Consider the following 23,592-nt stretch of genomic DNA (forward strand, 5'->3'; position numbering starts at 1 on the left):
AGACTCATTCCCTTGGTCACCCTCGCCGCATCCGACGGGCAGGGGCAGCGACAAAGGACACGGCGCCCGGTCACCACCCCGACCGGGCGCCCGGGCATCGCCTGGGCGCTCCCCGCCACCGTCTTCTTCCTGCTCTTCGCCATCGTGCCGCTGATACTCGTCGCCGTGCTCTCCTTCACCAGCTGGAGCGGGCTCGGCGATCCGGTGTTCAACGGACTCGACAACTGGACGAAGCTCTTCGACGACCCGGTCATGATCAAGAGCCTCTGGCTGAGCGTGCTGCTCACCGGGCTCGGAGTCGTCGTCCAGACCCCGCTGAGCATCCTGCTCGGAGTCTGGGCGGCCGGCTCGCAGCGCAACCGGGCCGTGCTGTCCGCGGTCTTCTTCGTGCCGCTGCTGCTGTCCGCCACCGCCGTCTCCATCCTCTGGCGCTCGCTGCTCGACCCGAACTTCGGGGTGCCCTCGCAGATGAAGTGGCTGTTCGGCGACGGCAACCTGTTCGGCAACCAGAGCACCGCCATCGGGGTCCTGGTCTTCGTCGCCGCATGGCAGTTCACGCCGCTGCACACCCTCATCTACCAGGGCGCCACCCGAGCCATACCCGAGGTGCTCTACCAGGCCGCCGCCATCGACGGCGCGGGCCGGGTGCGGCAGTTCTTCCACGTCACCCTGCCGCAGCTGCGCAACGCGATCATCACCTCGATGATCCTGATGATCGTCGGCGGCCTCACCACCTTCGACACCGTGCTCATCCTCACCCAGGGCGGGCCCGGCACGGACACCACCATCAGCGCCTACTACATGTACGACAAGGCCTTCAAGGGCTTCGACTACGGCACCGGTGCCGCAGTCGCGCTGCTGCTCGTCGTCGTCGCCACCGTGATCTCGCTGATCGTGGTGCGCGTCTCCGGCTTCGACAAGATGGCCGGCACCCAGGAGGGCGTGTCATGAGGCAGCGCCCCAACTACCTCGCCGGCATCGCCACCCTGTGCTGGCTGGTCCTCGTGGGCCTGCCCGTCTACGTGATGCTCGGCGCCTCCTTCCAGTCGCAGAGCGACTTCAGCGCCGCCGGACCGCTGAGCTGGCCCGCACACTTCACCTTCGACAACTTCGTCTCCGACTTCCAGAACGGCTTCGGCCAGTACTTCCTGAACACCGTGATCGTCACCGTCTGCGTGGTGGCGATCGTGGCGCTGCTGGTGCCGCCGCTCGCCTTCGCCATCGTCCGGAACATCGGCCGCCGCTCCACCCGGAGCGTCTTCAGGCTCTTCCTGCTCGGCCTCGCCGTGCCCGCGCAGGCCGTGATCGTGCCGATGTTCTACGTGATGAGCCAGCTGGGGCTCTACGACAACCTCATCGGCGTCATCCTGCCCACCGCGGCCTTCTGCCTGCCGGTGTGCGCCCTGATCCTCACCGGCACCATGCGGGAGATCGCCCCCGAGCTGTTCGAGGCCATGACCGTGGACGGCGCCTCCACCCACCGCGTCTTCTTCCAGCTGGTGGTGCCGCTGTCCCGCGGCGGCCTGTCGACCATCGTGGTCTTCTCCGCCCTCCAGGCGTGGAACGGCTTCCTCTTCCCGCTGGTGCTCACCCAGTCCGAGTCCAGCAAGGTGATCACGCTCGGCCTGTACAACTTCCGCACGCAGTACGGCACGAACGTCCCCGGCCTGCTGGCCGCCGTCCTGATGTCCACCGTGCCCATCCTGCTCGTCTATCTCTTCGCCCGCCGCGCCCTGATCCAGGGGCTGATGGGCGTGGGAGGAAAGTGACCGCCAACGTGACCGCCAACCACACCGGGCTCCCCGAGGTCCCCGGGGCAGACGCCCCCGCCGTGACCGCGCCCGCCCCGACCGGTCCCCGGCCCGCCGCACCCGCCCGGCCGCCCGTCCCCGCGGCGGCCCTGGCCCGGGTCGACGAGCTGATCGCCGGCATGACCCTCGAGGAGAAGACCGCCCAGCTCTACGGGCTGTGGGCCGGCGCCTCGCCGGACGGCGCCGAGGTCGCCCCGCACCAGCACGACATGGAGGTCCCGCCGTCCCTGGAGGAGCTGCTGCCGCACGGCCTCGGCCAGCTCACCCGCCCCTTCGGCACCACCCCCGTCGACCCGGCACTCGGTGCCCTCTCGCTGCTGCGCACCCAGCGGCGCATCATGGCGGGCAACCGCTTCGGCATACCGGCGCTCGCCCACGACGAGTGCCTCGCCGGGTTCGCCGCCTGGGGCGCCACCACCTACCCGGTACCGCTGTCCTGGGGCGCGTCGTTCGACCCCGGCCTCGTGCACGACATCGCCCGCGCCATCGGCAGCGACATGCTGTCCGTCGGCGTCCACCAGGGGCTCGCGCCCGTGCTCGACGTGGTGCGCGACGCCCGCTGGGGCCGCGTGGAGGAGACCATCGGCGAGGACCCGTACCTCGTCGGCACCATCGCCACCGCCTACATCCAGGGGCTGGAGTCCGAGGGCGTCGTCGCCACCCTCAAGCACTTCGCCGGCTACTCCGCCTCCCGCGCCGGACGCAACCTCGCTCCCGTCTCCATGGGCCCGCGCGAACGCGCCGACGTCATCCTGCCGCCGTTCGAGATGGCGGTCCGGGAGAGCGGCGTGCGCTCCGTGATGGCCGCCTACACGGACACCGACGGCCTGCCCTCCACCGACGACGAGGCCCTGCTCACCGGGCTGCTCCGGGACACCTGGGGCTTCACCGGCACCGTCGTCGCCGACTACTTCGGCATCGCCTTCCTGAAGAACCTGCACGCCGTCGCCGCCGACCTGGCCGGAGCCGCCGGCGCCGCGCTCGGCGCCGGCGTCGACGTCGAACTGCCCACGGCCAACGCCTACAGGGCCCCGCTGCGCGCCGCCCTGGCCGCGGGCGAGGTCCCCGAGGCCGTGGTGGACCGGGCGCTGCGCAGGGTGCTGCTCCAGAAGGCCGAGTTCGGGCTGCTCGACCCCGGCTACTCGCCGGTGCCCGCCGCGCTGGCCGACGCCGACCCGGACGGCCCGGACGCCACCGAGCGGCTGCGCGGCACCATCGACCTGGACAGCCCCCGCAACCGCGAGCGCGCCCGCGCCCTCGCCGAGGCCTCCGCCGTCCTGCTGCGCAACGACGGCACCCTGCCGCTCGCGCGGCCGGCGCGGATCGCCCTCATCGGCCCCCAGGCGGCCACCCCGACCGCCGTGCTCGGCTGCTACTCGTTCCCCGTGCACGTCGGCGGCCAGCACCCCGGTGTGCCGGTCGGGATCGGGCTGCCCACCCTGCATGAGGCGCTGACCGCGGAGTTCCCCGACGCGGACATCGTTGTCGCCCAGGGCTGCACGGTCGACGGGCCCGGCACCGACGGCTTCGACGAGGCCCTGCGGGCGGCCCGGGACTGCGACGTCGCCGTCGTCGCGCTCGGCGACCGCGCCGGCCTCTTCGGCCGCGGCACCAGCGGCGAGGGCTGCGACGCCGAGTCCCTCGCACTGCCCGGCGTGCAGGGACAGCTCCTCGACGCCCTGCTCGACACCGGCACGCCCGTCGTCCTCACCCTGCTCGCCGGGCGGCCCTACGTGCTCGGGCGCGCCGCCGAGGGCGCCGCCGCGATCGTGGAGGCGTTCTTCCCCGGCCAGGAGGGGCCGGCGGCCGTCGCCGGCGTGCTCTCCGGCCGGGTCAACCCGTCCGGGCGGCTGCCGGTCAGCGTGCCCGCCTCCGCCGGAGTGCACCCCGCGACCTACCTGGCCGCGCCGCTCGCCGGCGCCAGCGACGTCTCCAACATCGACCCCACGCCCGCCTTCCCCTTCGGCCACGGCCTGTCCTACACCACCTTCGGCTGGTCGGACCTCGCCACCGAGACCCAGGCCGCGCCCACCGACGGCACCCTGCGGCTGTCCTTCACGCTCACCAACACCGGTGAGCGGGCCGGCGCCGAGGTCGTGCAGCTCTACGTGCACGACCCCGTGGCGTCCGTGGTGCAGCCCGTGCAGCGCCTCATCGGCTACCTCAAGGTCGCCCTGGAGCCGGGGGAGAGCACCCGCGTCCGGGTGGCCGTCCCCGCCGACGTCACGTCCTTCACGGGACGCGACGGCCGCCGCCGCGTCGAACCGGGCGACCTGGAACTGCGTCTCGGCGCCTCCAGCGGCGACATCCGGCTGACCGCCCGCACCCGCCTCACCGGGGCGGCCCGGCACGTCGACCACACCCGCGCCCTGCACGCCCTCGTCGAGCGGGCGGACAAGGGCACCGGGGAGGGCGGCGCCTGACCGGACGGGCCCGAGGACCGGTGCGGCGCTCCGCCGGCGCCGCACCGATCCGTCAGGCTCTAGGCTGGCGGGCATGCCCACGCTGATACTCCTCCGGCACGGTCGGTCCACCGCCAACACCACCGGAGTACTCGCCGGCCGCACACCGGGTGTCGGGCTCGACGAGCGCGGCCTCGCCCAGGCCGCTGCCCTTCCGGGGCGGCTCGGCGACCTGCCGCTCGCCCTGGCCGTCAGCAGCCCCCTCCAGCGGTGCAACGAGACCCTGGCACCGCTGCTCGAAGCGCGCCCCGGCCTCGCCCTGCACACCGACGACCGCCTCAACGAGTGCGACTACGGGGACTGGTCGGGCCGCAAGCTGGCCGAACTCACGGACGAGCCCGTCTGGGAGACCGTCCAGCAGCACCCCTCGGCCGCCGCCTTCCCGGGCGGCGAGTCCCTGCGCGCCATGGCCACCCGCGCCGCGGAGGCGGTGCGCGAGTGGAACGAGCGCGTCGAGCGCGAGCACGGCCCCGACGCCGTGTACGCGGTGTGCTCGCACGGCGACGTCATCAAGTCCCTTGTCGCCGACGCCCTCGGCCTGCACCTGGACCTCTTCCAGCGGATCTCCGTGGACCCCTGCTCGGTCACCGCGATCCGCTACACCCGCCTGCGCCCCTTCCTGCTGCGCCTCGGCGAGACCGGCGACCTCGCGGGGCTCGCACCGCGTGAGAACTCCGCGGACGGCAAGGCAAAAGCGCAGGCCCCACAGGGAGACGCGACGGTCGGAGGCGGTGCGGGCGCACCGTGATCGTTCACCGCAGTAGGGTGAGTCGATCGCACCGGGCGCTCGCCCGGTGCGGCCATGCCAGCGACCCGCCCACCGACCCGACGGACCGGTACCAGACCGGCGTCAGACCCAGCAGCCGATAACCACAGTCGATTCCACATGGAGACAGGACGTGTCCCGTCAGGTGTTCCTCTACGACCCACCGGAACGTTTCGTGGCCGGTACGGTCGGGCTGCCCGGACGCCGCACCTTCTTCCTCCAGGCCTCCGCCGGAACCAGGGTGACGAGCGTCGCCCTGGAGAAGACCCAGGTGGCGGCACTCGCGGAGCGCATGGACGAACTCCTCGACGAGGTCGTCCGGCGCAGCGGCGGCAGCGCGTCCGTGCCGGCCGTCGCCCCCTCGGAGATCTCCGACACCGCCCCGCTCGACACCCCCGTGGAGGAGGAGTTCCGCGTCGGGACCATGGCCCTGGCCTGGGATGGTGACGAGCAGCGCATGATCGTCGAGGCGCAGGCCCTGGTCGAGCTGGACGCCGACTCGGAGGACGACCTCGCCGCGGCCGAGGAGCGGCTGCTCCAGGACGAGGAGAACGGCCCGCCCATGCTGCGCGTGCGCCTCAGCGGCTCCCAGGCCAGGGCGTTCGCGAAGCGCGCCCTGGAAGTCGTCAACGCCGGACGCCCGCCCTGCCCGCTGTGCAGTCTGCCGCTCGACCCGGAGGGACACGTATGTCCGCGCCAGAACGGATACCGCCGCGGAGCGTGACCGCCACCGACCTGCTCGCGCACGGCGAGCTGACGGTGCGCGGCCGGATCCGTGAGGCGTCGAACGCGGTGCTCTTCTGCGGCATCGAGTACGAGGGCGAGAGCGCGGAGTGCGTCTACAAGCCGGTCGCCGGCGAGCGCCCGCTCTGGGACTTCCCCGACGGCAACCTGGCGCGGCGCGAGGTGGCCGCGTACGAGGTCTCCGAGGCGCTCGGCTGGGAGCTGGTGCCGCCGACCGTGCTGCGCGACGGGCCCCACGGCGAGGGCATGTGCCAGCTGTGGATCGAGACGCTGCCGCAGGACACCGCACCCGAGCTGCTCGCGCTCGTCGACGCCGAGGAGCCGGAGCCCGGCTGGAAGGCCATCGGCCTCGCCGAGGTCGCCGAGGGGCGCACGGCGCTGCTGGTGCACGCCGACGACCCCCGGCTGCGCAGGCTCGCGGTCTTCGACGCGGTGGTCAACAACGCCGACCGCAAGGGCGGCCACCTGCTGCCGGCCGCCGAGGACCGGCTGTACGGCATCGACCACGGCGTCACCTTCAACACCGAGAACAAGCTGCGCACGCTGCTGTGGGGATGGGCCGGGGAGCCCCTGCCCGGGGAGGCCCTGACCGCGCTCTCCGAGCTGACGAAGTCACTCGCCGACGGGGCCCCGCTCGCGAGCCGGCTCGCCGACCTGATCACACCGGCCGAGCTGGACGCCACCCGGGACCGCGTGGCCGCCATGCTCGACTCGGGCCGCCACCCGTCGCCATCCGGCGAGTGGCCGGCCATCCCCTGGCCTCCGGTGTAGCCACGGCGGCGCGGCCACGGCCGAGGGGCCGCGGAGCAGGACGGACGGCGGCTCGCGGGGGAGGGCGGGCCGTTGTGGATCACACCCCGAGCGGGAACGCAAGAGTGCCTTCCCGGCCATCTGCCCAGGTCCGGTTCGTAGGTGGAGCCATCGTCCGGTTACGCTCATGACATGCATGCATGGCCTGCTCCTGAGGTCCCCGCCCTGCCCGGCAGAGGCCGCGACCTACGGATCCACGACACCGCGACCGGTGGCCTCGTCACCCTCGACCCCGGTCCTGTCGCCCGCATATACGTCTGCGGAATCACCCCGTACGACGCGACCCACCTGGGGCACGCGGCGACGTACAACGCGTTCGACCTCGTCCAGCGCGTGTGGCTCGACACTCAGCGGCAGGTGCACTACGTCCAGAACGTCACCGACGTCGACGACCCGCTGCTGGAGCGCGCGGTGCGCGACGGCATCGACTGGACCGGCCTCGCCGAGCGCGAGACCGCCCTGTTCCGGGAGGACATGGCGGCGCTGCGGATGCTGGCCCCGCAGCACTACATCGGGGTCGTGGAGGCCATACCCGGCATCGTCCCGGTCGTCGAGCGGCTGCGGGACGCCGGGGCGGCCTACGAGCTGGACGGCGACATCTACTTCTCCGTCGCGGCCGACGCCCACTTCGGCGCCGTCTCCGGCCTGGACGCGGCCGCGATGCGGCTGCTCTCCGCCGAGCGGGGCGGGGACCCGGAGCGGCCCGGCAAGAAGAACCCCCTCGACGCGCTCCTGTGGCGCGCCGCCAGGGACGGCGAGCCGAGCTGGGACGGCGGTTCGCTGGGCCCCGGCAGGCCCGGCTGGCACATCGAGTGCGTCGCCATCGCCCTCGACCACCTGGGCATGGGCTTCGACGTCCAGGGCGGCGGCTCCGACCTGGCCTTCCCGCACCACGAGATGGGCGCCTCGCACGCGCAGTCGCTGACCGGCGAGTTCCCCTTCGCCAAGGCCTATGTGCACGCGGGCATGGTGGCGTTGGACGGCGAGAAGATGTCCAAGTCCAAGGGGAACCTGGTCTTCGTCTCCGACCTCCGCAAGGACGGCGTGGACCCCGCCGCGATCCGGCTCGCGCTGCTGGCTCACCACTACCGCTCCGACTGGGAGTGGACGAGCGGTGTGCTCGACGAGGCCGTGGACCGCCTGGAGCGGTGGCGCGCCGCGGTCTCCCGGCCCGACGGCCCACCCGCCCTCGCCCTCGTCGAGGAGGTGCGCGAAGCCCTCGCCCACGACCTGGACGCCCCGGCAGCCCTCGCCGCGGTGGACCGCTGGGCGGCCCTCCAGAACGAACGGGGCGGCACGGACACGGGCGCCCCCGGCGTGGTCTCCCGCACGGCGGACGCGCTCTTGGGCGTGGCCCTCTAACCGGGCCCCCTCGGTCAGGGTGTGCCCCGGAAGGGGCGCGGGGAACTGCTGGGGGCACCTCCCACGCCCTTCAGGCAGTGGGGGACAGCCACGACGAGACCGTCGGGTCGCCACCCTCGGGAGGGGGCTGGTTCTGTCCTGTTCGGGCCGCTGGCCGGTGGGTGGTTGCTCGCCCTCTTGAGGACGGGGCTTCGCCCCGAGGGGGCGCGTCAGCGCTTGAAAAGGGGCGCGGGGAACTGCGCGACAAGCCACGACGAGACCGTCGGGTCGCCACCCTCGGGAGGGGGCTGGTTCTGTCCTGTTCGGGCCGCTGGCCGGTGGGTGGTTGCTCGCCCTCTTGAGGACGGGGCTTCGCCCCGAGGGGGCGCGTCAGCGCTTGAAAAGGGGCGCGGGGAACTGCGCGACAAGCCACGACGAGACCGTCGGGTCGCCACCCTCGGGAGGGGGCTGGTTCTGTCCTGTTCGGGCCGCTGGCCGGTGGGTGGTTGCTCGCCCTCTTGAGGACGGGGCTTCGCCCCGAGGGGGCGCGTCAGCGCTTGAAAAGGGGCGCGGGGAACTGCGCGACAAGCCACGACGAGACCGTCGGGTCGCCACCCTCGGGAGGGGGCTGGTTCTGTCCTGTTCGGGCCGCTGGCCGGTGGGTGGTTGCTCGCCCTCTTGAGGACGGGGCTTCGCCCCGAGGGGGCGCGTCAGCGCTTGAAAAGGGGCGCGGGGAACTGCGCGACAAGCCACGACGAGACCGTCGGGTCGCCACCCTCGGGAGGGGGCTGGTTCCGTCGTGTCCGGGCCACCGGCAGGTGGTGAGTTGCTCGCGCAGTTCCCCGCGCCCCTCAGGACCGGCCGTTGGCGCGAAGCGCCGGAGCAGGGGCGAGGCCCAGCGTGGTGACCGTCGGCGATTCGCGCCCCGGACGGGGCGCTACTCGGGGGACTCGTCCCCCTCGTCCTCGTCACCCCCGCGCCGCGGCCTCCGCGGCGGCCTGGTCCGGCCGCTGGGATTGTCGCGCAGGTACGAGGAGTCCCCGCCCTCCGTGGCGTGACCGCCTGCCGTGCCGCCCGGACCGCCGCCGTCCCGGCGCCGGAGGTAGCGCTCGAACTCGCGGGCGATCGCCTCGCCGGACGCCTCCGGCAGGTCGGCCGTGTCCCGTGCCTCCTCCAGCGTCTGCACGTACTCCGCGACCTCGCTGTCCTCCGCGGCCAACTGGTCCACGCCGACCTGCCACGCCCGCGCGTCCTCCGGCAGCTCGCCGAGCGGGATGCGCATGTCGATGAGGTCCTCGAGGCGGTTCAGCAGCGCCAGGGTGGCCTTCGGGTTCGGCGGCTGCGAGACGTAGTGCGGCACGGCGGCCCACAGGCTCACGGCCGGTACCCCGGCATGGGTGCACGCCTCCTGGAGGATGCCGACGATGCCCGTGGGGCCCTCGTACTTGGTCTCCTCCAGGTTCATCGTGCGAGCCAGGTCGGGGTCCGAGGTCACACCGCTGACGGGAACCGGCCGGGTGTGCGGGGTGTCGCCGAGCAGCGCCCCCAGCACCACCACCAGTTCCACGCCGAGCTCGTGCGCGAAGCCCAGCAGTTCGTTGCAGAACGAGCGCCATCGCATGGACGGCTCGATGCCCCGGACCAGCACGAGGTCACGCGGCTTCTCGCCGCCGACCCTGACCACCGAGAGCCGGGTCGTCGGCCAGGTGATCTTGCGGATCCCGTCGTCCAGCCACACCGTGGGGCGGTTGACCTGGAAGTCGTAGTAGTCCTCGGCGTCCAGCGCCGCGAACACCTCGCCCTTCCACTCCCGCTCCAAGTGCGCGACCGCGGTGGAGGCGGCGTCGCCCGCGTCGTTCCAGCCTTCGAACGCTGCCACCATGACCGGGTCGACCAGCTCGGGCATCCCGTCGAGCTCGATCACCCAGTGCCTCCTTCCGATGTGTCTCCCGTACATCCCAACCTTACGGCCCCCGCGGGGCCCCTCCGCAGCCCCTTTGCGCGGGTGAGTGAAGTGATCAGCGTCCTGTCGAAGATCGCGTAGACTGCCCGCGCCGGTCGCATGGCCGCCTCCCCGCGCACTCGCGGACGCAGGCCGGCGCCCCGCGCGGCCCCCGGGCCCGGGCCCGGGCGCCAGCGCCACGTGCCCGTCCGACCACCCCTCCCGGCGCCCGCCGCACGGAACGTCCCCCGCACACCGTGAGCGGGTGTGTCCGGAGCGTCAGGGCGTCGAGGGCTGTGGGAGCCGGCGTCGAGGGCTGTCAGAGCGTGGAGCGCAGCCACTGCTCCACGCTCGCGATGTGCACCGTCGCCCAGGAGCGTGCCGCCTCCGCGTCCTGGTCGCGCAGTGCCGCGAGGATCGCGCGGTGCTCGTGCAGGGTGCGGCTGACCGCGTCCTCCTGGGTCAGGCCGCGCCAGATGCGGGCCCGGGTCGTCGGCCCCGAGAGGCCGTCGAGCAGCGAGCAGAGCACGGAGTTCCCGGACGTCTGCACGATGCCGCGGTGGAACTCCAGGTCGCACGCGACCAGTTCCTCCACGGAGGGCGCCTCGCCCAGCGCGTCGAGTTGCAGCGTCAGCGCGTCGAGCTGGGCGTTGCTGATCCGGGACGCCGCCATCGCCGTCGCGGCCGGCTCCAGGATCCGGCGCACCGCCAGGAACTCGAGCACCGTGTCGTCGCGGTGGAAGTCCACGACGAAGCTCAGCGCCTCCAGCAGCAACTGCGGGTCCAGGCTCGTCACGTAGGTGCCGTCGCCCTGCCGTACGTCGAGGATCCGGATCAGCGACAGCGCGCGCACCGCCTCCCGCAGGGAGTTGCGGGACAGTCCCAGGTCAGCGGCCAGCTCGCTCTCCTTGGGCAACCGGTCGCCGGGGCGCAGCGCGCCGGAGACGATCATTCCCTTGATCTTCTCGATCGCCTCGTCGGTGACAGCCATGGCCCCGTCCTCCCCGGTTAGACATCCGATGTCTCAGCCTGAGCACATTATGCGGGTGGCCCGCGCGTCCGGTCGCCGCCCCCGGTCGACCGCGGGACGGCCCGCGCCCATCGCGGTGCCGCCACGGGCGAGGAGGCCGCACCTGGCGCCGACCCGGCGGCAGGCCCGACGGGTCGGCTGTGCCGTGTGGGAGGGGTCCACACGCAGTCTCCCGCGCCCTTCCGGGGTGCTCCGCCGGCGCGACAGAGCCTTGAAACAGGGCGCGGGGGACCGCGCTGAGCCGGGCCGCAGCGGGCCGGCTCAGGCGTGGTCGAGCAGGCGCTGCACCTCCGCCCGCACGCCGGCGTCGTCCAGCCCGCGGATCGTGAGCGTGGTGCGCCGCCGCAGCACGTCGTCCACGGTCTGCGCCCACTCCTGGTCGCGGGCCCAGACGACCTGGGCCCAGATCTCGGGGGCGTCCGGGTGGATGCGCTCGGCCAGCTCCGGATACTCGTCCGCCAGGCGGGCGATGCCGAAGGCGAGCGAGCCGTAGTGCGTGGCGAGGTGGCGGGCGGTGTCGGGCTCCATCTGGCGGCCCGGCACCGGGTGCTCCACCAGCAGCCGGTGGGCGACGGCGCGCGGGCTGGCCATGCCCGGCAGCGGCATCCGCTTCGGCAGCCGCGACATCGGCTCGAACTCCTCGCCCAGCGGCCGGCCGGGCAGGCTCTGGAGCTTCGCCATCACGGTGCGCCCGATGTGCCGGAACGTCGTCCACTTGCCGCCCGCGACGGACAGCATGCCGCCCCTGCCCTCGGTGACCACCGTCTCCCGCTTGGCCTTGGCGGTGTCCCCGGGGCCGCCGGGCAGCACCCGCAGGCCCGCGAAGGAGTACGTGATCAGGTCGCGGGACAGCTGGCGGTCGCGCAGCGAGAACGCCGCCTCGTCGAGGATCTGCGCGGTGTCCCGCGCGGTGACCGAGACGTCCGCCGGATCGCCCTCGTACGCCTCGTCGGTGGTGCCGAGCAGGAGCATGTCCTCCCACGGCAGCGCGAAGGTGATGCGGTACTTGTCGATGGGGGTGGCCAGCGCCGCCCGCCAGGGGGAGGTCCGCTTGAGGACCAGGTGCGCGCCCTTGGAGAGCCGGATGGACGGCTCGGCGCCCCGGTCCTCCAAGCGCCGCAGGTGGTCGACCCAGGGGCCGGTGGCGTTGAGCACCAGGCGGGCGTCGACTCCGAACTCGGTGCTGTCCCTGCGGTCCTTGAGCTCCGCGCCGGTGACCCGGCCCAGCGTGAAGCGGAGCCCCGTCACCTCGGCGTGGTTGAGCACCACGGCCCCGGCGTCCACCGCCGCGCGGACCGTCATCAGCGCCATCCGCGCGTCGTTCATCTGGTCGTCGCCGTACACGGCCACGGCCTTGAGGTTCTCCGTGCGCAGCTCCGGCACGTCCTGGCGGGCCTTGGCGGGGCTCAGCAGGTGGCCCACGCCGTCGCCGAACGCGGACAGCGCCGAGTAGGCGAGCACGCCCGCGCCCAGCTTGGCCGCGCCGTGCGGGCCGTTCCGGTAGACGGGCAGGTAGAAGCGGAGCGGGTTCGACAGGTGCGGGGCCACCTGGCGGGCCACCGCGCGCCGCTCGAAGTGGTTCTCCGCCACCAGCCGCACCGCACCGGTCTGGAGGTACCGCAGCCCGCCGTGCAGCAGTTTGGAGGAGGCCGAGGAGGTGGCCGCGGCGAAGTCACCGGCGTCCACCAGTGCCACCCGCAGTCCGGACTGGGCGGCGTGCCAGGCGGTCGAGATCCCGAGGATCCCGCCGCCTATCACCAGGAGGTCGTAGGTCGTGCGGGACAGCCGCTCCCGGGTCTCGGCGCGGCTGTCCGTGCCCCGCAGCGCCCTGGGACCGGCCACCGGCCGGGCCTTGTCGGGTGCGGGGACGCTCTGCAGGGTGGTCATGGTGGTGTCTCCCCATGCTTGGTGCTTATCCACGGCACCGGCGCGGACGTCTGAGGCCGCGCCGGTGCCGTGCGTCTCGTGGTGGCCCCGGCCCGGGTGCCCGGCAGGTCGCCGGGCCCGGTGCCGGGGCCCCGTGCCTCAGTCCTCCAGCCAGCCCATCGTCCGCTGGACGGCCTTCAGCCAGAGCTTGTACTCGCGGTCGCGGGTCGCCTCGTCCATCTGGGGCGTCCACTCCGCGGCCCGGCGCCAGTTGGCGCGCAGCGTGTCGATGTCGGGCCAGAAACCGGTGGCGAGACCGGCGGCGTAGGCGGCGCCCAGGGCGGTGGTCTCGGCGACCATGGGACGCACCACGGGCGCGTCCAGCACATCGGCGAGGGTCTGCATCAGCAGGTTGTTGGCGGTCATGCCGCCGTCCACCTTGAGGGCGCTCACCTCGACGCCGGAGTCCTTCTTCATCGCGTCGGCGATCTCCTTCGTCTGCCACGCGGTGGCCTCCAGCACGGCACGCGCGATGTGCGCCTTGGTGACGTACCGGCTGAGACCGGCGATCACCCCTCGCGCGTCGGAGCGCCAGTAGGGGGCGAACAGGCCGGAGAAGGCCGGCACGAAGTAGGCGCCGCCGTTGTCCTCCACCTGCGACGCCAGGGTCTCGATCTCGGCGGCGGTACTGATCAGGCCCATCTGGTCGCGCATCCACTGCACCAGCGCGCCGGTGACCGCGATGGAGCCCTCCAGGGCGTACACCGCCTGCTGGTCGCCGATGCGGTAGCCGACCGTGGTGATCAGGCCCGAGTACGAGTTGATGGCCTTGTGGGCGGTGTTGATCAGCATGAACGTGCCCGTGCCGTACGTGGACTTGGCCTCGCCCTCGTCGAAGCAGGTCTGGCCGAACAGCGCCGCCTGCTGGTCGCCGAGCGCGGAGGCGACCGGCACGTCCCGCAGCAGCTCGCCCAGCGTGCCGCCCTTGACGTCCCCGTACACCTCGGACGAGGAGCGGATCTCGGGCAGCATCTGCCTGGGTACGCCGATGGAGTTGCAGATGCGCTCGTCCCACTCCATGGAGTGCAGGTTCATCAGCATGGTGCGCGACGCGTTGGTGACGTCGGTGACGTGCCGGCCGCCGTTGACACCGCCGGTGAGGTTCCAGATGACCCAGGAGTCCATCGTGCCGAAGAGGATGTCGCCGGCCTCGGCGCGCTCCCGCAGGCCCTCGACGTTGTCGAGCAGCCAGCGGGCCTTCGGCCCCGCGAAGTAGGTCGCCAGCGGCAGGCCCGTCTCGCGGCGGAAGCGGTCCTGGCCGACGTTGCGGCCCAGCTCCTTGACGAGCGCGTCGGTGCGGGTGTCCTGCCAGACGATGGCGTTGTGCACCGGCTGCCCGGTCTTGCGGTCCCACAGCAGGGTGGTCTCGCGCTGGTTGGTGATGCCGATCGCCTTGATGTCGTTGCGGGTGACGCCCGCCTTGGTGATGGCGCCGGCGACGACCTCCTGCACGTTGCGCCAGATCTCGGTGGCGTCGTGCTCGACCCAGCCGGGCCTCGGGAAGATCTGCTCGTGCTCCTTCTGGTCGACGGAGACGATCCGGCCGTCCCGGTCGAAGACGATGCAGCGGCTGGAGGTGGTGCCCTGGTCGATGGCCGCGATGAACGGCCCCTCGCCGTGGGAGTGGGAAGCGGTGGTTGCGTCGGTCACGGTGTGCTCCAGAAGTTCTCGGGGGCTGCTCGGCTCGGGGGAGTGGTGACTGGGGCCCGCGGGCTGAGGACACGTCCGCGGCTTTCGGTGCGTGCGGCCCGGGGACGGCGCTCGCAACCCGCCGGGGCCTGTCCGCCGGGGTTCGGCGGCCTGTCGGCGTCCGGCGGTGCCGGTCGGCGTGTCCCAGGTGTGTCAGGCGAACGCGGCGTTGTACAGGAGCGCCGCGAGGGCGCCGCCTATCAGCGGGCCGACGACGGGTATCCACGCGTAGCTCCAGTCGGAGCCGCCCTTGTTCGGCAGCGGGAGCAGGGCGTGCACGATGCGGGGACCGAGGTCACGTACCGGGTTGATGGCGTAGCCCGTGGGCCCGCCGAGCGAGAGGCCGATGCCGACCACCACGAACGACGTGATCAGGGCGCCGAGGGTGCCCAGACCGTTGCCGCTGTCGTTGAGGCCCTGGGTGAGGATCGCGATGACCAGGACGAAGGTGGCAATGATCTCGGTCGCCAGGTTCTGGGCGACGTTGCGGATCTCGGGCCCCGTGGAGAAGACGCCGAGCACCGGGCCCGCGGCGGGGGCCGCCTTCCGGTCGACCATGGCCTCTTCGGTGGTCCGGGCCGCCACGATCTCCGGGTCGGTCAGGTGCGCCTGGAACTGCCCGTAGTAGGCGAGCCACACCAGTACCGCGCCGATCATCGCACCGAGCAGCTCGGAACCCAGGTAGACCGGGACGTCGCTCCACTTGGTGCCGCCTTCTATGGCGAGCCCTATGGTCACGGCCGGATTCAGATGGGCGCCGGACACGCCCCCGGCGACATACGCGCCGGTCAGCACCGCGAAACCCCATCCGAGGGTGATCGCGACCCAGCCGGCGTTCCGCGCTTTGGAACGCGTGAGTGTGGCGGCGGCGACAACGCCGCCGCCGAGGAGGATGAGCAGGGCGGTACCTGTGGTCTCGCCGATGAAGATGTCGGAGCTGGACACCCGCGACTCCTTTGTCCTTCGTCCAGGGGAAGGCGAACCCCAGGATTCCCGCCCCAGTGGTCCGCGCCCCTCATCACATGAGGGTGTTGCGGCCGTGGCGTTGCCACACTCTAGTGCGTATTGCCGTTAAGTGTTCGACAATGCCGACCGATGGACGCGAGTGTCACTCCGGTGTCGCTGGCTCGTCAAGGGTCCCGGTTCGAAAATCCGATCGTTGACCGATCCCCGGCGGGACAAGCTCAGAAACGTCCGGCGCCGAGGTCCCGGGACACGGAGCGGGCGCAGTCGCGCACCGCCGCGATCAGCTCGCCACGCAGCTCGCCCTCCCGGCACGCCCGCTCCACCGCGCCCGTGACGCCCACCGCGCCCACCGGCATGCGGCGCCGGTCGTGGATGGGCGCCGCCACCGAGGCCACGCCCTCCCAGGTCTCCTCTATGTCGGCGGCCCAGCCCCGCGCGCGTGTGAGATCGAGCACCGCCTCGAAGTCCTCCGGCGAGCAGACCGTGCGCCCCGTGTACGGGCTGCGGTCCGTCTCCAGGGCCTGGGTGTGCGCCACCGGGTCGTACGCGGCGAGCACCTTGCCCAGCGCGGTGGAGTGCAGCGGCTGCATGGCCCCCACCTCCAGCACCTGCCGGCTGTCGTCGGGCCGGAAGACGTGGTGCACGATCAGCACGCCGTTCTGGTGCAGCACGCCCAGGTAGGCGGCCTCGCCGGTGGAGCGCGCCAGGTCGTCGGTCCACACCAGCGCCCGGGAGCGCAACTCGTGCACGTCCAGGTAGCTGTTGCCCAGCCTGAGCAGCTCCGCGCCGAGCTGGTAGCGGCCCGAGGCCGGGTCCTGCTCGACGAACCCCTCGTCGTGCAGGGTGCGCAGGATGCCGTGCGCGGTGCCCTTGGCCAGACCCAGGGAGGAGGCGATGTCCGACAGCCCGAGCCGCCGCTCGCCGCCCGCCAGCAGCCGCAGCATCGCCGCCGCCCGTTCGAGCGACTGGATGTTCCGTGCCATCCCCTTGAAGCCTCCGTTCCTCGGCGGCCTCCACCGGCCGCGTCTGCACACGGCCTCCCGGACGCCACGCATTCGTATGGCCTCCGCGAGGCGTGGTCGGCATTGCTGAACAGTATCGGTCGTTGCCGACCTGTAGCCAAGAGTCGGCAAACACTGTCCGGCGCCCGGCCGCCCACCCGGTCGGCCCAGAGCCGACCCGTCCGGCGCATCTTCCCCCTGGCGGGAGAGCCGGCCGCGGCATGCCCGGAGCCCCGCCGGACCCGTCCGCCTCCTGGACGAAGCGGCGCACCGAAACGATGTCCGGGCTAGGCTGGCCGGGTGCGCCCTCTCCCGAGAGGGCGCAAAGCCGACAGCCGTCGCATTCAGGGAGCTCACTCATGGCCTCGTCGCCGACGCCAACCTCTTCGACGTCCACCCCCACGACCGCGCCCGGCAGCCGCGAGCGCATCGCCGCCCTCCGCGAAGCCCTCGCCACCCGGGTCGTGGTGGCCGACGGGGCGATGGGCACCATGCTCCAGGCGCAGGATCCCACCCTCGAAGACTTCCAGGACCTCGAAGGCTGCAACGAGGTCCTCAACGTCACCCGCCCCGACATCGTCCGCTCCGTGCACGAGGAGTACTTCGCGGCGGGCGTCGACTGCGTGGAGACCAACACCTTCGGGGCCAACGCCTCCGCCATGGGCGAGTACGAGATCGCCCACCGCATCTTCGAGCTGTCGGAAGCAGGCGCCCGGATCGCCCGCGGGGTCGCCGACACCGTCACCGGCGAGAGCGGCCGGCAGCGCTGGGTGCTGGGCTCCATGGGCCCCGGCACCAAGCTCCCCACCCTCGGACACGCCCCCTACACGGTGCTGCGGGACGGCTTCCAGCAGAACGCCGAGGGCCTGATCGCCGGCGGAGCCGACGCGCTCATCGTCGAGACCACCCAGGACCTGCTCCAGACCAAGGCCGCCGTCCTGGGCGCCCGGCGCGCCATCGAGGCCAGCGGCAGCGACCTCCCGCTGCTCTGCTCGCTCGCCTTCGAGACCACCGGCACCATGCTGCTCGGCTCCGAGATCGGCGCCGCCCTGACCGTGCTCGAACCCCTCGGCATCGACATGATCGGCCTCAACTGCTCCACGGGCCCCGCCGAGATGAGCGAGCACCTGCGCTATCTCACCCGCCACTCGCGCATCCCGCTGCTCTGCATGCCCAACGCCGGCCTCCCGGTGCTCGGCAAGGACGGTGCGTACTTCCCGCTCGAACCCGAGGGCCTCGCCGACGCGCAGGAGACCTTCGTCCGCGAGTACGGCCTCTCCCTCGTCGGCGGCTGCTGCGGCACCACCCCCGAGCACCTGCGCCAGGTCGTCGAGCGGGTGCGCGGCGCCGAGCCCGCGACCCGCGAGCCGCGGCCCGAGCCGGGCGCCGCATCCCTCTACCAGGCCGTGTCGTTCCGGCAGGACACCTCGTACCTCGCCATCGGCGAGCGCACCAACGCCAACGGCTCCAAGAAGTTCCGCACGGCGATGCTGGAGGGCCGCTGGGACGACTGCGTGGAGATGGCCCGCGACCAGATCCGCGAGGGCGCCCACATGCTGGACCTCTGCGTGGACTACGTCGGCCGGGACGGCGTCGCCGACATGGAGGAGCTGGCCGGCCGGTTCGCCACCGCCTCCACGCTGCCCATCGTGCTGGACTCCACCGAGGTCGACGTGATCCGCGCCGGCCTGGAGAAGCTGGGCGGCCGGGCGGTCATCAACTCCGTCAACTACGAGGACGGCGACGGCCCCGAGTCCCGCTTCGCCAAGGTCACCGCGCTCGCCCGCGAGCACGGCGCGGCCCTGATCGCGCTCACCATCGACGAGGAGGGCCAGGCCCGCACCGTCGAGAACAAGGTCGCCATCGCCGAGCGGCTGATCGACGATCTCACCGGCAACTGGGGCATCCACGAGTCCGACATCCTCATCGACTGCCTGACGTTCACCATCTGTACCGGCCAGGAGGAGTCCCGCGGCGACGGCATCGCCACCATCGAGGCGATCCGCGAGCTGAAGCGCCGCCACCCCGATGTGCAGACCACGCTCGGCCTGTCCAACATCTCCTTCGGCCTCAACCCCGCCGCCCGGATCGTCCTCAACTCCGTCTTCCTGGACGAGTGCGTCAAGGCGGGCCTGGACTCGGCGATCGTGCACGCCTCCAAGATCCTGCCGATCGCGCGCCTGGACGAGGAGCAGGTGCAGGTCGCCTGGGACCTGATCTACGACCGCCGCCGCCCGGCCCAGGGCGAGACGCCCGCCTACGACCCGCTGCAGCGCCTGATGGCCCTCTTCGAGGGCGTCGACACGAAGTCCATGAAGGCCGGCAAGGCCGAGGAACTCGCCGCGCTGCCCCTGGAGGAGCGCCTCAAGCGGCGGATCATCGACGGCGAGAAGAACGGCCTGGAGGCCGACCTCGACAGCGCCCTTCAGAGCCGTCCCGCGCTCGACATCGTCAACGACACCCTGCTCGACGGCATGAAGGTGGTCGGCGAGCTGTTCGGCTCCGGGCAGATGCAGCTGCCGTTCGTGCTCCAGTCCGCCGAGGTCATGAAGTCCGCGGTGGCCCACCTGGAGCCGCACATGGAGAAGACGGACGACGACGGGGGCAAGGGCACCATCGTGCTCGCCACCGTCCGCGGCGACGTGCACGACATCGGCAAGAACCTCGTCGACATCATCCTCTCCAACAACGGCTACAACGTCGTCAACCTGGGCATCAAGCAGCCCGTCTCCGCGATCCTGGACGCGGCCCAGGAGAACCGGGCCGACGTCATCGGCATGTCCGGACTGCTGGTGAAGTCCACCGTGATCATGAAGGAGAACCTGGAGGAGCTGAACCAGCGCGGCCTCGCCGACCGCTACCCGGTGATCCTCGGCGGCGCCGCCCTGACCCGCGCCTATGTCGAGCAGGACCTCCACGAGCTCTACCAGGGCGAAGTGCGCTACGCCCGCGACGCCTTCGAGGGCCTGAACCTGATGGACGCCCTCATCGCCGTCAAGCGCGGCGTGCCCGGCGCCGCGCTCCCCGAGCTCAGGCAGCGGCGCGTCAGGGCCGCCACGACCGTCGTGGAGGACCGCCCCGAGGTCGGCACCGTCCGCTCGGACGTCGCCACCGACAACCCCGTGCCGGCCCCGCCGTTCTGGGGCAGCCGGGTGGTCAAGGGCATCCCGCTGGGCGACTACGCCTCCTGGCTGGACGAGGGCGCGCTGTTCAAGGGGCAGTGGGGCCTGAAGCAGTCCCGCAGCGGCGACGGCCCCAGCTACGAGGAGCTGGTCGAGTCGGACGGCCGGCCGCGGCTGCGCGGCTGGCTGGAGCGGCTGCACACCGAGAACCTCCTCGAAGCGGCCGCCGTGTACGGCTACTACCCGTGCGTCTCCAAGGGCGACGACCTGATCATCCTGGACGAGCAGGGCAACGAGCGCACCCGCTTCACCTTCCCCCGCCAGCGGCGCGGCCGCAGGCTCTGCCTCGCCGACTTCTTCCGGCCCGAGGACTCCGGCGAGCAGGACGTGGTGGGCTTCCAGGTCGTCACCGTCGGCTCCCGGATCGGGGAGGCCACCGCCCGGCTCTTCGCGGACGACTCCTACCGGGACTACCTGGAGCTGCACGGCCTGTCCGTGCAGCTCGCGGAGGCCCTGGCCGAGTACTGGCACGCCCGGGTCCGCGCCGAGCTGGGCTTCGGCGGCGAGGACCCCGCCGACGTCGAGGACATGTTCGCGCTGAAGTACCGCGGCGCCCGCTTCTCCCTCGGCTACGGCGCCTGCCCCGACCTGGAGGACCGCGCGAAGATCGCCGAGATGCTGGAGCCCGAGCGGATCGGGGTGCGCCTGTCCGAGGAGTTCCAGCTCCACCCGGAGCAGTCCACCGACGCGATCGTGATCCACCACCCCGAGGCGAAGTACTTCAACGCCCGATAATTGTGATTTATCCCACATCGGGCTGGTCACGCCGCTTGTCGTGGCCGGCCGGATGTGCCCGGGATGTGCCACATGGTGCAGACGTCGCGCGGTCGTCGCCCCGGGGTCGTAAACTGGTCGGTCCAGCGCTGGCCGGTTGCCTTCTTCGCACATGAGGCGGCCGGCCTTCTCGTCCCGCACGGAGGTACACCCGGATGACCAGTACCGTCCCCGCTGTCGATGCCCAGATGGCCGAAGGTTCCGCTCTGGGGGCCGTGCTCCTCGACATGGACGGCACGCTCGTCGACACGGAGGGCTTCTGGTGGGACGCGGAGGTCGAGGTCTTCGCCCGGCTCGGCCACGCCCTCGACGAGGCCTGGCGCGACGTCGTCGTGGGCGGCCCCATGACCCGCAGCGCGGCCTTCCTGATCGAGTCCACCGGCGCCGACGTCACCGTCCCGGAGCTGACCGTGCTGCTCAACGACGGCTTCGAGCGGCGCATCAGCGGGGCGCTGCCGCTGATGCCGGGAGCCGGGCGGCTGCTGGCCGAGCTGGCCCAGCACGGGATCCCCACCGCCCTGGTGTCGGCGACGCACCGGCGCATCATGGACCGCATCCTGGTGTCGCTCGGCCCCGAGCACTTCCGGCTGACCGTCGCCGGCGACGAGGTCGAGCGGACCAAGCCGCACCCCGACCCCTACCTGCTGGCCGCGGCCGGCCTCGGCGTCCACCCGGGCCGGTGCGCCGTCATCGAGGACACCGCCACCGGCGTGGCCGCCGGCGAGGCGGCCGGCTGCCGGGTGATCGCGGTCCCGTCCGTCGCCCCCGTCCCGCCGGCCGACGGGCGCACCATCGTCGCCTCCCTCGAAGAGGTCGATCTGCCCTTTCTGCGGGGCCTGATGGCGCTGCCCATGAGCGCCTGACGCGTCGTTCGCGGCTGAGCGGCCGGGCCCACCCGGCCCCCGGGCCCCTCGGTCCGGCGGTAGGGGTTCCTCGGTCCGGCGGTAACGGCCTTCGGTCGAGCGGGGGGCCCGGTTCGGCGGAAGGGCCCCAGCGGCGGCAGAGGCCCCTCGGTCCTGCGTGAGCGCCCCGGCCAGGGGCGTGGAGAGTGCTGCCGTCGGCGACTTCGCAGCAGCGGCTTCCATCGTTTTTCAGCCACCGATGACACCCCGCGCGGGCGTCGGTGCGACATCCCCCGGCCACCGGAAGGAATCCCTCCGGGCACGTGGCCGACGGATCCTCTGTGCCACGACACGCCCCCTATGTGCACTTGATCTATGACCTTTCTCACCTTCTCGGGGGTTGCCCTGCCGGTCCCGTCCTGACTTTCCCGGCGTCAACCACTCCTCGTACGCGCCCTTGTGTCCTGATTCCGGATGTCCTGCGCGAAACCTTCCCCCTGTAATGGTTTCGGTGAGTCCGCGATCGGTGCCGCACCGTAACGGGTGGCGCAAGTGCGCCCCGCCGGGGCCCCCGGACGGCCGGACTAATCTCATCGCCGAACACCACAGCCCGGTCCCCACCGTCCGGCAGGCATGCCACTTCCATGCCCGGGGAGCGGGACCGACCGCCCTGGAGACTTTCGAGGATGAACCGCAGGAGCTTGGCGCTGCCGGCCGTGATCGGCGTCCTGGCCCCCCTGCTCGCCGCATGCGGCGGGTCGCAGAGCGGCAGCGGCGGCAAGCCCATCACGGTCGGCACCACCGACCGGTTCTCCGCGTCCAAGGCGGTGCCGGCGCCCCTCGACCCCGCCTACGCCTACGACGCCGGCTCCTGGAACGTCCTCCGGCAGACCCTCCAGACCCTGATGGTCCTGCCCCGCGGCGGCGGCAACCCGGTCCCCGAGGCAGCCCGCCGGTGCACCTTCACCGACACCGGCGACGAGCGGTACGCCTGCACCCTCCGCCCCGGCCTGGCCTTCGCGGACGGCCAGAAGGTCACCGCCGCCGACGTGAAGTACTCCATCGACCGGGTGCTGCGCATCAAGGCCGACAGCGGCGTCTCCGGCCTGCTCTCCAACATCGACACCGTCGAGACCCGGGGCGACGCGCAGGTCGTCTTCCACCTGAAGACGCCCGACGCCACCTTCCCGTACAAGCTCGCCACGCCCGCCGCCGGCATCGTGCCGCCCTCGAAGTACCCGAAGGACCGCCTCCGCACCGGCTTCAGGGTGGACGGCTCCGGCCCCTACCGGTTCCGGGCGAGGACCAGGGCGGGCACCCTCACCACCGCCGTCTTCACCAGGAACCCGCACTACACCGGCGCGTGGGACCCCAAGAGCGACACGGTCGAACTGCGCAGCTTCCCCGAGGACCCCGACGCCATGGGCCGTGCGCTGGAGAAGGGCGACATCGACCTGATGACGCGCACCCTGTCGCCCGAGCAGATCAGGAAGTACAAGGACCACCCCACCCCCGACGTCGACCTCGTCGAGGAACCCGGCCTGGAGATCCGCTACCTGGCCTTCAACACCGGCGCGGCACCCGTCCGGAACACGGCGGTCCGCCAGGCCATGGCGCAGGTCGTGGACCGCGGCGCGCTGGCCTCCGGCGTCTACGGCACCACCGCCGAGCCGCTCTACTCGCTCGTCCCCGCCACGATCACCGGCCACACCAACGCCTTCTTCAACGGGTACGGCAACCCCAGCCCCGCCAAGGCCCGCGCCATCCTCAAGAAGGCACACGTCAGAACACCCGTCCGGCTGACCCTGAACTACACCACCGACCACTACGGCCGCAGCACCGAGAAGGAGTTCGAGGAGCTGCGGAAGCAGCTGAACGGCAGCGGCCTCTTCCACGTCGACATCAAGGGCACCCCCTGGGACACGTTCCGCGCCCAGCAGCTCAAAGGAAAGTACGCCGTCTACGGGCTGGGATGGTTCCCCGACTTCCCGGACGCCGACAACTTCATCGCCCCCTTCCTCGACAAGGACAACTTCCTCGCCTCTCCCTACGCCAACTCCACGGTCCGGGACGAGTTGATACCGCAGTCCCGGCGTGCGGCAGACCGGCTCAACGCATCGACGAGCCTCGCCCGGATCCAGGACATCGTCGCCACCGACGTACCGGTGCTGCCCCTGTGGCAGGGCAAGCAGTACGTGGCCGCACGCGACGACGTCCAGGGGGCCGAGTGGGCGCTCGACACGTCATCGAACCTCCAGCTGTGGGAGCTCAGCCGCGGTGTCAGCGGCTGACCCACCGAGCAGAAC

At 72.1% G+C, this 23,592-nt stretch carries 16 protein-coding genes; 10 read left to right on the plus strand and 6 right to left on the minus strand.

Going from position 1 to position 23,592, the window contains the following annotated elements; genetic code table 11:
* Positions 1-96 precede the first annotated feature (96 nt).
* The 7 genes from Sm713_RS20840 to mshC all read left to right on the plus strand — a co-directional run bounded on the left by Sm713_RS20840 (position 97) and on the right by mshC (position 7,955).
* On the plus strand, positions 97-951 hold the full coding sequence (locus tag Sm713_RS20840) for a carbohydrate ABC transporter permease (protein WP_249416647.1): 855 nt from the start codon (positions 97-99) through the stop codon (positions 949-951).
* Complete coding sequence (locus Sm713_RS20845; RefSeq protein WP_212911081.1) at positions 948-1,769, plus strand: carbohydrate ABC transporter permease; 822 nt, start codon at positions 948-950, stop codon at positions 1,767-1,769. The genes Sm713_RS20840 and Sm713_RS20845 overlap by 4 nt, the downstream gene beginning before the upstream one ends.
* Positions 1,766-4,234 carry a glycoside hydrolase family 3 N-terminal domain-containing protein gene (locus Sm713_RS20850; RefSeq protein WP_374196014.1) on the plus strand — a complete coding sequence of 823 codons (2,469 nt, stop codon included), beginning with the start codon at positions 1,766-1,768 and terminating at the stop codon, positions 4,232-4,234. The genes Sm713_RS20845 and Sm713_RS20850 overlap by 4 nt, the downstream gene beginning before the upstream one ends.
* 73 nt (positions 4,235-4,307) lie before the next feature.
* Positions 4,308-5,021: a histidine phosphatase family protein gene (locus Sm713_RS20855; RefSeq protein WP_212911082.1), complete on the plus strand. Its 714-nt coding sequence runs from the start codon at positions 4,308-4,310 to the stop codon at positions 5,019-5,021.
* 151 nt (positions 5,022-5,172) lie between these two features.
* Entirely contained in the window at positions 5,173-5,763 is a 591-nt protein-coding gene (locus Sm713_RS20860) for a DUF3090 domain-containing protein (RefSeq protein ID WP_212911083.1), read from the plus strand.
* On the plus strand, positions 5,727-6,554 hold the full coding sequence (locus Sm713_RS20865; protein ID WP_212911084.1) for an SCO1664 family protein: 828 nt from the start codon (positions 5,727-5,729) through the stop codon (positions 6,552-6,554). Before Sm713_RS20860 ends, Sm713_RS20865 begins: the two co-directional genes overlap by 37 nt.
* Positions 6,555-6,725: 171 nt before the next feature.
* Positions 6,726-7,955, plus strand: a complete 1,230-nt coding sequence (gene mshC / locus Sm713_RS20870) for a cysteine--1-D-myo-inosityl 2-amino-2-deoxy-alpha-D-glucopyranoside ligase (RefSeq protein ID WP_212911085.1) — start codon at positions 6,726-6,728, stop codon at positions 7,953-7,955.
* 916 nt (positions 7,956-8,871) lie between these two features.
* Here the strand turns inward: mshC and Sm713_RS20875 are convergent.
* From Sm713_RS20875 to Sm713_RS20900, 6 genes are all read right to left on the minus strand, one after another.
* Positions 8,872-9,858, minus strand: a complete 987-nt coding sequence (locus Sm713_RS20875; RefSeq protein WP_212911086.1) for a PAC2 family protein — start codon at positions 9,856-9,858, stop codon at positions 8,872-8,874.
* Between the two features lie 337 nt (positions 9,859-10,195).
* Positions 10,196-10,867, minus strand: coding sequence for a FadR/GntR family transcriptional regulator (locus Sm713_RS20880; RefSeq protein WP_212911087.1), 672 nt, complete (start codon positions 10,865-10,867; stop codon positions 10,196-10,198).
* A 300-nt stretch (positions 10,868-11,167) separates the two neighbouring features.
* Positions 11,168-12,793: a glycerol-3-phosphate dehydrogenase/oxidase gene (locus Sm713_RS20885; protein WP_212911088.1), complete on the minus strand. Its 1,626-nt coding sequence runs from the start codon at positions 12,791-12,793 to the stop codon at positions 11,168-11,170.
* Between the two features lie 138 nt (positions 12,794-12,931).
* Positions 12,932-14,482: a glycerol kinase GlpK gene (gene glpK / locus Sm713_RS20890; protein ID WP_212911089.1), complete on the minus strand. Its 1,551-nt coding sequence runs from the start codon at positions 14,480-14,482 to the stop codon at positions 12,932-12,934.
* A 192-nt stretch (positions 14,483-14,674) separates the two neighbouring features.
* Positions 14,675-15,466 carry an MIP/aquaporin family protein gene (locus Sm713_RS20895; RefSeq protein ID WP_212911090.1) on the minus strand — a complete coding sequence of 264 codons (792 nt, stop codon included), beginning with the start codon at positions 15,464-15,466 and terminating at the stop codon, positions 14,675-14,677.
* A gap of 239 nt (positions 15,467-15,705) precedes the next feature.
* Positions 15,706-16,470, minus strand: a complete 765-nt coding sequence (locus tag Sm713_RS20900) for an IclR family transcriptional regulator (protein WP_212911091.1) — start codon at positions 16,468-16,470, stop codon at positions 15,706-15,708.
* Positions 16,471-16,847: 377 nt separating this feature from the next.
* On the opposite strand from Sm713_RS20900, the gene metH reads away from it, so the two are divergent.
* The 3 genes from metH (at position 16,848) to Sm713_RS20915 (ending at position 23,577) form a co-directional block, all read left to right on the plus strand.
* Positions 16,848-20,405: a methionine synthase gene (gene metH, locus Sm713_RS20905; protein ID WP_212911092.1), complete on the plus strand. Its 3,558-nt coding sequence runs from the start codon at positions 16,848-16,850 to the stop codon at positions 20,403-20,405.
* A gap of 194 nt (positions 20,406-20,599) precedes the next feature.
* Entirely contained in the window at positions 20,600-21,307 is a 708-nt protein-coding gene (locus tag Sm713_RS20910; RefSeq protein WP_212911093.1) for an HAD family phosphatase, read from the plus strand.
* 665 nt (positions 21,308-21,972) lie between these two features.
* Positions 21,973-23,577, plus strand: a complete 1,605-nt coding sequence (locus Sm713_RS20915) for an ABC transporter substrate-binding protein (RefSeq protein WP_212911094.1) — start codon at positions 21,973-21,975, stop codon at positions 23,575-23,577.
* Positions 23,578-23,592 lie beyond the last annotated feature (15 nt).

The organism is Streptomyces sp. TS71-3, from assembly GCF_018327685.1.
GTDB lineage: Bacteria > Actinomycetota > Actinomycetes > Streptomycetales > Streptomycetaceae > Streptomyces.

Bases quoted from the DNA above. Each gene is read 5' to 3' on its own strand.
- Sm713_RS20845 (WP_212911081.1), top strand. From the start codon at position 948: ATGAGGCAGCGCCCCAACTACCTCGCCGGCATCGCCACCCTGTGCTGG.
- Sm713_RS20855 (WP_212911082.1), top strand. From the start codon at position 4,308: ATGCCCACGCTGATACTCCTCCGGCACGGTCGGTCCACCGCCAACACC.
- Sm713_RS20865 (WP_212911084.1), top strand. From the start codon at position 5,727: ATGTCCGCGCCAGAACGGATACCGCCGCGGAGCGTGACCGCCACCGAC.
- mshC (WP_212911085.1), top strand. From the start codon at position 6,726: ATGCATGCATGGCCTGCTCCTGAGGTCCCCGCCCTGCCCGGCAGAGGC.
- Sm713_RS20880 (WP_212911087.1), bottom strand. From the start codon at position 10,867: ATGGCTGTCACCGACGAGGCGATCGAGAAGATCAAGGGAATGATCGTC.
- Sm713_RS20885 (WP_212911088.1), bottom strand. From the start codon at position 12,793: ATGACCACCCTGCAGAGCGTCCCCGCACCCGACAAGGCCCGGCCGGTG.
- Sm713_RS20900 (WP_212911091.1), bottom strand. From the start codon at position 16,470: ATGGCACGGAACATCCAGTCGCTCGAACGGGCGGCGGCGATGCTGCGG.
- metH (WP_212911092.1), top strand. From the start codon at position 16,848: ATGGCCTCGTCGCCGACGCCAACCTCTTCGACGTCCACCCCCACGACC.
- Sm713_RS20910 (WP_212911093.1), top strand. From the start codon at position 20,600: ATGACCAGTACCGTCCCCGCTGTCGATGCCCAGATGGCCGAAGGTTCC.
- Sm713_RS20915 (WP_212911094.1), top strand. From the start codon at position 21,973: ATGAACCGCAGGAGCTTGGCGCTGCCGGCCGTGATCGGCGTCCTGGCC.